The sequence below is a fragment of the Candidatus Margulisiibacteriota bacterium genome (assembly GCA_018822365.1).
Taxonomy (GTDB): domain Bacteria; phylum Margulisbacteria; class WOR-1; order O2-12-FULL-45-9; family XYB2-FULL-48-7; genus XYB2-FULL-45-9.
This window is the reverse complement of sequence record JAHJKL010000023.1, coordinates 1-7,577: the sequence shown is the minus strand read 5'-3', so window position 1 is coordinate 7,577 and position 7,577 is coordinate 1. Positions and strand designations below refer to the sequence as shown.

Annotated in this window: 9 protein-coding genes; 5 read left to right on the top strand and 4 right to left on the bottom strand. The window is 50.3% G+C overall.

The window, feature by feature from the left end:
- The 4 genes from KKF06_01395 to KKF06_01380 all read right to left on the bottom strand — a co-directional run.
- A partial coding sequence (locus tag KKF06_01395; protein ID MBU1616421.1) for a UDP-3-O-(3-hydroxymyristoyl)glucosamine N-acyltransferase occupies window positions 1-766 on the bottom strand: 766 nt, incomplete at its 3' end.
- Complete coding sequence (locus KKF06_01390; protein ID MBU1616420.1) at window positions 763-1,221, bottom strand: OmpH family outer membrane protein; 459 nt, start codon at window positions 1,219-1,221, stop codon at window positions 763-765. The genes KKF06_01395 and KKF06_01390, both read right to left, overlap by 4 nt.
- 13 nt (window positions 1,222-1,234) lie before the next feature.
- Window positions 1,235-3,022: a tRNA uridine-5-carboxymethylaminomethyl(34) synthesis enzyme MnmG gene (mnmG, locus tag KKF06_01385; GenBank protein ID MBU1616419.1), complete on the bottom strand. Its 1,788-nt coding sequence runs from the start codon at window positions 3,020-3,022 to the stop codon at window positions 1,235-1,237.
- A gap of 43 nt (window positions 3,023-3,065) precedes the next feature.
- Complete coding sequence (locus tag KKF06_01380; protein ID MBU1616418.1) at window positions 3,066-4,139, bottom strand: PAS domain-containing protein; 1,074 nt, start codon at window positions 4,137-4,139, stop codon at window positions 3,066-3,068.
- On the opposite strand from KKF06_01380, the gene pyrH reads away from it, so the two are divergent.
- From pyrH to nadC, 5 genes are all read left to right on the top strand, one after another.
- Window positions 4,138-4,857, top strand: a complete 720-nt coding sequence (pyrH, locus tag KKF06_01375) for a UMP kinase (protein MBU1616417.1) — start codon at window positions 4,138-4,140, stop codon at window positions 4,855-4,857. The two genes, KKF06_01380 and pyrH, sit on opposite strands and share 2 nt — an antisense overlap.
- Window positions 4,858-4,867: 10 nt before the next feature.
- Window positions 4,868-5,419 (top strand): ribosome recycling factor, encoded by a 552-nt coding sequence (frr, locus tag KKF06_01370; protein ID MBU1616416.1) that lies wholly within the window; start codon window positions 4,868-4,870, stop codon window positions 5,417-5,419.
- Between the two features lie 50 nt (window positions 5,420-5,469).
- A complete protein-coding gene (locus tag KKF06_01365; GenBank protein MBU1616415.1) occupies window positions 5,470-6,177 on the top strand; it encodes an isoprenyl transferase in 708 nt (235 codons plus the stop codon).
- A complete protein-coding gene (locus KKF06_01360) occupies window positions 6,174-6,974 on the top strand; it encodes a phosphatidate cytidylyltransferase (protein ID MBU1616414.1) in 801 nt (266 codons plus the stop codon). Before KKF06_01365 ends, KKF06_01360 begins: the two co-directional genes overlap by 4 nt.
- Before the next feature lie 4 nt (window positions 6,975-6,978).
- On the top strand, window positions 6,979-7,577 hold a 599-nt coding region (gene nadC / locus KKF06_01355), incomplete at its 3' end, for a carboxylating nicotinate-nucleotide diphosphorylase (GenBank protein MBU1616413.1).

Genomic DNA, 7,577 nt, shown 5'->3' with positions numbered 1-7,577 from the left:
TAATGTGTCCGTTAAATCCGGCCATCCCGCCGACCTGCACATGCTTACCGAAGGTAACCGAGCCGGCAAAGCCGACCAGGGCGGTAATAGCGCAATTTTCTCCAATATCGCAATTGTGGGCGATATGGGTGAGATTGTCGATCTTGCTCCCTTTTCTGATCCGGGTCGTTCCCAGTGTGCCGCGGGCGACGCAGACGTTGGCGTAGATCTCAACATTGTCTTCGATGATAACTTCCCCGATCTGAGGAATCTTTACATGCTGGTTGTTTTCCCAGGCGAAGCCAAACCCATCCACCCCGATCCTTGCCCCGGCGTGGATGATTACGCTGGAGCCGATCTTCACCCGGTCATAAACAGTTACATTGGGGAAAATCGTTGTATTGTCGCCGATCTCACAATTTTCACCAATGGTGACAAAAGGATGAATCGTTATGTTGCGGCCCAGCCTGGCGCTAGGGGCGATAATTGAATGATCAGAAACAAAAGGGGTGGAAATGTTGGCAGAAAAAATGGACAGGACCTTGGCCAAAGCAAGGCGAGGGTTTCCGACGACCAGGGCCGACTTGCCTTGCAGGTTGGCCGGGAGTTTGGCGGTTACAACGGCAGAGGCAGACGAAGAAAAAGCCGGGATGAGGTTTTTGTCTTCAAGGACAAAGACTAGATCCCCAACCCCGGCTTCCTCAATGGTTGAAGCTTTAGTAACAGTAAGCTCCGCGTTTCCGCTAATTATGCCGGAAACAACCTCGGCAAGACCTGCTAGGTTCACTTCTTTTTATTAAGCTCGGTAATGACCATATCGGTTATATCCATCCCTCCGACGATCAGCACCTGCTTGTCAAGGACGATATCAACTCCGACCTTTTTCGAAACTTTCTTAACGGACTCAAGGATGGCGGCCTGGATCTTGCCGGTCATTTCCTGATTCTTTTTTATCAGAGAATCCCGTTTAGGGGCCAGCTTTTCTTCGAGCTCTTTTTTCATTTTCTCAAGCTCTTCAGGTTTCTTGCCGTTCTTTTCCGCGTCCGCAAGCTTCTTTTGGCTGTCTTCAAATTCTTTTTTGAAGGATTCCTCGTCCTTTGACAGTTCTTTTTGGGCTTTATCGGTTTCCTTGTATTCTTTGAAGACCTTTTGGACGTCAATGTAGCCGATAGTATCCATGGCGGCATGAGAGACGCCGGCTAGGAAAACTGCCGCTAAGGCGATTAAAATTAGCTTTTTCACGATCTCACCTCCTCTATTCAGCGGCCAATTTTATCATGGGCGCTTGGCTTTGTCTACCATAAGCCTGCAGCCAGACCAGAAGGACGGCGATGTCGGCGGGAGAAACACCGGCGATCCGGGATGCCTGGCCAACCGAAACCGGCTGAAGAACAGATAGTTTGTGCCGGGCTTCGGTGGAGAGCCCTTTTATGACGGTATAATCAAACGAGCCGGGAAGCGGCCTGGACTCAAGGCGCTTGAAACGCTCAACCTGTTCGAGTTGGCGGATAATATATCCTTTATATTTGTCGGAGATCTGAAGCTGCTCGGCAACTTCAGGGGAGATCGGCTGGCGAGAGGTGATGGCGGCTTTTTTGATTAGGAATGCCTGGTAGCGATCTTCGGGGACCAAGCCCGCATGATAGCCGGCTTCAGTCAGGCGGAGGTCGGCGTTGTCCTGCCTTAGGAGCAAGCGATATTCAGACCGGGAAGTAAGCATCCGGTAAGGTTCGGATATTTCTTTGGTGATCAGGTCATCTATCAGCGTTCCGATATAACTGTCCCCCCTGGTCAATGTTAGGGGTGCCTTGCCGTGTAGTTTTAAGGCGGCGTTTGCCCCGGCGACCAGCCCTTGTGCGGCCGCCTCCTCATAGCCCGATGTTCCATTGATCTGCCCGGCGCAATATAGCCCGCTGATAGATTTAACTTCAAGCGTCGGCTGGAGTTGCGATGGGGGGAGGTAGTCGTATTCGACGGCGTAACCTGGCCGAACGATCTCAACCTGCTCTAGTCCGGGCATAGTGCGGAGCATGGCTAGCTGAACATCTTCCGGCAGAGAGGTTGACATCCCCTGGGCATACATTTCATTGGTCTCCCGCCCGGTCGGCTCAATAAAACATTGCTGGCGCTCTTTTTCCGGGAAGCGAACGACCTTGTCTTCGATCGACGGGCAATAGCGGGGCCCAACCCCTTTGATCTTTTTTTGAAAGAGAGGCGAACGGTCAAGGTTTTGCCGAATGATCTCGTGCGTATTTTCATTTGTCCAGGTCAGGTGACAGAGCACCTGCGGTAGCGAACAAGCGGGATTGTCAGGAAGCCCGGGGTAACCGTATTTCCTGTATTCCCAAAGAAAAGAAAATTGCTTGGGCGGGGTGTCGCCGGGCTGAGGAGTCATTTTGGAAAAATCGATAGAGCGGCGGTTAAGGCGGGCCGGCGTCCCGGTTTTAAGCCTGCCTAACATTAGGCCGGCGTTAATTAATGATCTGGAAAGGTGGGTGGCGGGAGGTTCACCTAGCCGTCCGGCGGATTCATGTTTCATCCCTATATGGATAATGCCCTTCAAAAATGTCCCGGCAGTGATAACGACAGCAGGGGCCAGATAATTGATTCCGAGCGTTGTTGAAACACCTGCAACCTGTCCGTTGGAAATAAGCAGATCGGCCGCTTCCCCTTGTTTTAGGAATAGGCCAGGCCGCGATTCAAGCGCCAATTTCATCGTTTGATTATAGAGACAGCGGTCTGACTGAGCCCGCAGGGCCTGGACCGCCGGTCCTTTGTTGGTGTTCAGGGTCTTCATTTGTAAAAAAGTTAGGTCGGCAGAAATTCCCATCTCCCCCCCCAGGGCGTCAACCTCTCTAACCAATTGGGATTTGGCAGGGCCGCCAATTGCCGGATTGCAGGACATAATACCGATGGTATCAATGTTCATGGTTAAAAGCAGGGTTTTACAGCCAAGCCTGGCGGAGGACAGGGCGGCTTCGATCCCGGCATGGCCGGCGCCAATGACAATAACCTCAAAACCGGTCTCTTTCCTCAATAGCATTAGACTACAATTATAGCAGTATTAGAAGGAAAAAAGGAGGGGGTCAGCCACGAATGTCTCGAATAACGAAGACCACCCCGATGGTTTCGCCAAAACCGCGGACCCGCAAAAGCCTGGCGTTGATCAAAGCAGGGAGGTTTTCGCCCAGCGGATCGACAAGTTCTGCCGAAAAGCGCTCGATGAGCTGTTTTTTGCAAACAACTTCATCATAAAGTTTTTCGTAATCAGTCTGATTTTTAAATAGGGAAGAGATAATGTGGCAGAGAGTGCTGCTGGATGCGTGCAATAGCTTTTTCGCCTCATCGTTCATGAATATAACGCACCCATCAAGATCGGTCACGATCAGGGCGTCGGGCATTGTTTCAATAATGTCATTAGCCGCCAGGGCGGGGGAGATGGCAAAAAGGCTGTAGGAGCGCATGGCGATAAAAATAAAAAAGTTCATCGCCGCGAGATCAAAGATCAACGTTGGAGGAGAGATCCGATAGCCCAGAATAAGCGGAGAAATAAAATCGGTGACCAGGCCGACCAGGAAAGAAGCGGTTGCGCCGATAGCGATCAACAAAGCCTGGTCTTTTTCGGTTTTTTGCGGGGCAACCCGGGCGTACCAAAAAAGAACCCCAACCCCCCAGGCAAAATAAACAAAGGCCTCAATAATAAAGAGCCAATATAATCCCGCGGGCTGGCTAACTATCCCGATATTTTGGATCTCATAACGCTGGTACATTAGATTGGTGAATAAAAAGAATAAACCGATGATGGACGGGGGGAGATAAAGCCATAAATAATTATAATAAGAACGAAGAAAACGATCTTTCTTGCTGAATAAAAGAGCAAAATGAGTAAAGACAGGAAAAATAAAGACCCAAAGAACGGCGCTTATTCTATTTATGTCCCGCGCAATGTCAAGGGTAAAGGCGATCCTGTAGGAATAAGTCAGGATCGCGCAAAGAAAGGCGGTCAAAGCAAAAAAACTAAAGAAGCGAGCCAGGCTGTTCTCATAATGACGGGTCCAGATCTCAAAAGCGAGCAGCAAAATGAAAAGGGATGCGGCTAATTCAAAATATGGGAAGTACATTGCCATGGCAGGCGAATTATAGTATAATCCTGACGACATGACAAGACCAACATACAAAAAAGTGCTCCTTAAGCTTTCTGGTGAGATATTAGGCGGAGAAAAAAAAGGGAGCATCGACATTCAGGTCTTGCATGCGGTCGCCAGAGAAATTAAGCTGGCCAGGGAAGCGGGCGTGGGGGTTGCTGTTGTTGTCGGGGGGGGGAATATTTTCCGCGGCGTGGCCGGGGCGGTCAACGGGATCGACAGGGCGACCGGGGATTACATGGGGATGCTGGCGACAGTCATTAATTCACTTGCGATCCAGGACGCGCTGGAGAAGCAAGGGGTCAATTGCAGGGTCCAGACAGCGATCGATATGCGATCGGTTGCCGAGCCTTTCATCAGGCGACGGGCGATCCGCCACATGGAAAAGGGGCGGGTGGTTGTTTTGGCGGCTGGGACCGGAAACCCGTATTTTTCTACAGACACTACTGCTGCGCTGCGCGCCGCCGAGCTTGACGTTGACCTCATAATCAAAGCGACAAAGGTTGACGGGGTATACGACAAGGACCCGATGAAGCACAAAGACGCAAAAAAATTCACCCGGATCACCCACATGGAGGTAATTCAAAAACGACTGGGAGTCCTTGATTCGACCGCCGTCTCGCTTTGTATGGACAATAAGATACCGATTCTGGTCCTTGACCTGCTGAAGCCAGGGAACATCAGGCAGGCGGCATTGGGGAAAAAAGTCGGAACGATCATCGAGGCGGAATAAGGGGGAAACAATGGAGACGATAAAAAACAACGAAACAGCCATGCAAAAATCGATCGAAGCCCTAAAGAGGAATTTTTCCGGAATTAGAACAGGCCGAGCCAACCCGGCGCTTTTGGACAATTTACATGTTGATTACTACGGGTCTTCGGTCCCTCTTAAACAAGTTGCGTCCATCGCTGTTCCGGAGCCGCGCTTATTGCAGATAACCGCGTACGATAAGTCCGCGGTTGTCGGTATAGAAAAAGCGATCCAGGCTTCTGACCTTGGCCTGACCCCTAAAACCGAAGGCGGCGTGATCCGCCTGGTCCTGCCAGAGCTCTCGGAACAGCGCCGCAAAGACCTGACCAAGATCATAAAAAAAGAAGCTGAAGAAGCAAAGGTTGTTATTCGCAACATCAGGCGAGATGGGCTGGAAGAGCTCAAGACCAGGAAAGCGGAAAAGGGAATTACCGAAGACGAGCAAAAGCTTTTGGACAAAAAGATCCAGGAGCTGACCGATAAATATTGCGCCGAAGCCGACCACTTGGCCGCCGTCAAAGAAAAAGAAATACTCTCTATTTAAAGCCCGCTTGTGGCGGAGGGAGATCGGCGCGCTTCCGCTCGTAAAAGACAATGGAACACAATAAGATACCACAACATGTCGCGATAATTATGGACGGGAACGGCCGTTGGGCGAAAAAACGCGGCTTGCCCCGGGGCGCGGGCCACAGCGAAGGGGCCAGGTCGTTGCGCGAGGTGCTGAAGATAGCCAGAGAGATCGGGGTGAAGTACCTAACCGTTTACGCTTTTTCGACAGAAAACTGGGGAAGACCAAAAGAAGAGATCGATTTTTTAATGAAGCTTTTGTCGATGACGATCGATCGCGAGATCGCGGAACTGGTAAAGAGCGGAGTAAGGCTGCAGTTCTTGGGCCAGCTTGAGCGGTTTTCGAATGAATTGCAGAAAAAAATGCGGGAAGCAATGGAAAAGACCCGTTCGGGACAGAACAATGTTTTAAATATTATGGTCAATTATGGCGGTAGGGCGGAGATCGTTGACGCGGTAAACGGGATAATCGAAGAAAGAGCGAAAAACGGAAACAGAGCGGAAAAGACCAGCGAGCAGGAGATCCAATCGCATTTATATACGAAAGAGCTCCCAGACCCCGACCTATTGATCAGGACCGCTTCAGAAATGAGGGTTTCAAACTTTCTCCTTTGGCAAATTGCCTACGCGGAGATTTACGTGACCGATGTTTGCTGGCCAGAGTTTAGGGGGGAACAGTTTAAGGAAGCGATAACCGCCTATCAGCAAAGAGAGAGGCGATTCGGTAAGCTATGAAGCTTAGAGCAATAACAATCGCGATCGGCATGCCGGTAATACTGGGTTGTATTTATTATGGCAGCTGGCCGTTCTTGCTGCTGGTCTTGATCTTGGCTCTTTTCTCGATCAACGAGTTTTACAATCTAATGATGAAGAAGGGCTTTTTCCCCGCTTATTATGTGGGCAATATCATTACCATGTTTTTTGTTATGTTCTCGTATTATTCATTAAGACGGAGTTGGGAGCCGGCGCATTCGGCGATCCTAACTATAGCCGCGGCGGTCGCGCTGGTATCAGGCATTTTCTTGAAGCGGGAAAAGGATACGATTGTTGACGTAGCGGTGACCCTCCTGGGGATGATCTATATCGGATGGTTCTTCAGCTATCTCATTTTTATTAGAAGCTTAACCGACCATGGGGGATACCTTTTTTTTCTGGTCTTTACGATCTGGGCCATGGATATTGCCGCCTATTTAGCCGGAAAGGCGTTTGGGCATACACGCCTTGCTCCTTCAATTTCCCCCAAAAAAACCTGGGAGGGGGCGATCGCCGGATTCGTGGTTTGCCTGTTGGCCGCCTGGATATTTAGCTGGACCGCCCAGCTTGATCTTTGGCATGCTTTAATTCTGGGGGCATTAATAGGGATAACCGGGCAGTTTTCCGACCTGATCGAATCGTTGATCAAGCGGGATGCCGGGGTCAAGGATTCGTCAAATATTGTCCCGGGCCACGGAGGCATCCTTGATCGGATCGATTCATTTGTGCTGACCGCTCCTCTGATGTATTATTACATTGTCTGGGTATTATTGAGGTAGAAAAATGCCGAAATTACAAAGAAGCACCGAACATTTAATTAAAATGGCTTTGATCGAGGATGTTGGCGATGGCGACATTACGACCAAGGCGATTGTTCCAAGGGAAAAATTCATTGAGGCGACAATGACCGCCAAGGAAGAGGGGATAATTGCTGGTTTAGACATCGCCAGAGAGGTATTTCGGCAAATTGACAGAAGGATCAGGGTGACGAGCAGGGTCAGAGAGGGGTCCAGGGCCAAGAAAGGGACGGTGATCGCGACGCTGAAAGGTCCGGCCAGGGGAATATTAACCGGTGAGCGGACCGCATTAAACTTTATTCAGCGCCTTTCCGGTATCGCGACGCTAACCGGTGAATATCGCGCCAGGCTCAAGGGGACAAAGGCAAGACTTTTAGATACCAGAAAGACAATCCCCGGGTGGCGTTCCCTGGAAAAGCAGGCGGTTAAGCTTGGCGGAGGTGAAAACCACCGCTTTGGCCTGTATGACGCGATATTGATCAAGGACAATCACCTGAAAATAGCCAAGAACATTGAAAAAGCGGTCGATGCCGCCAGGATATTTTATGGAAAAAGGAAGTTCGAGGTTGAAGCCGGGGGGCTATC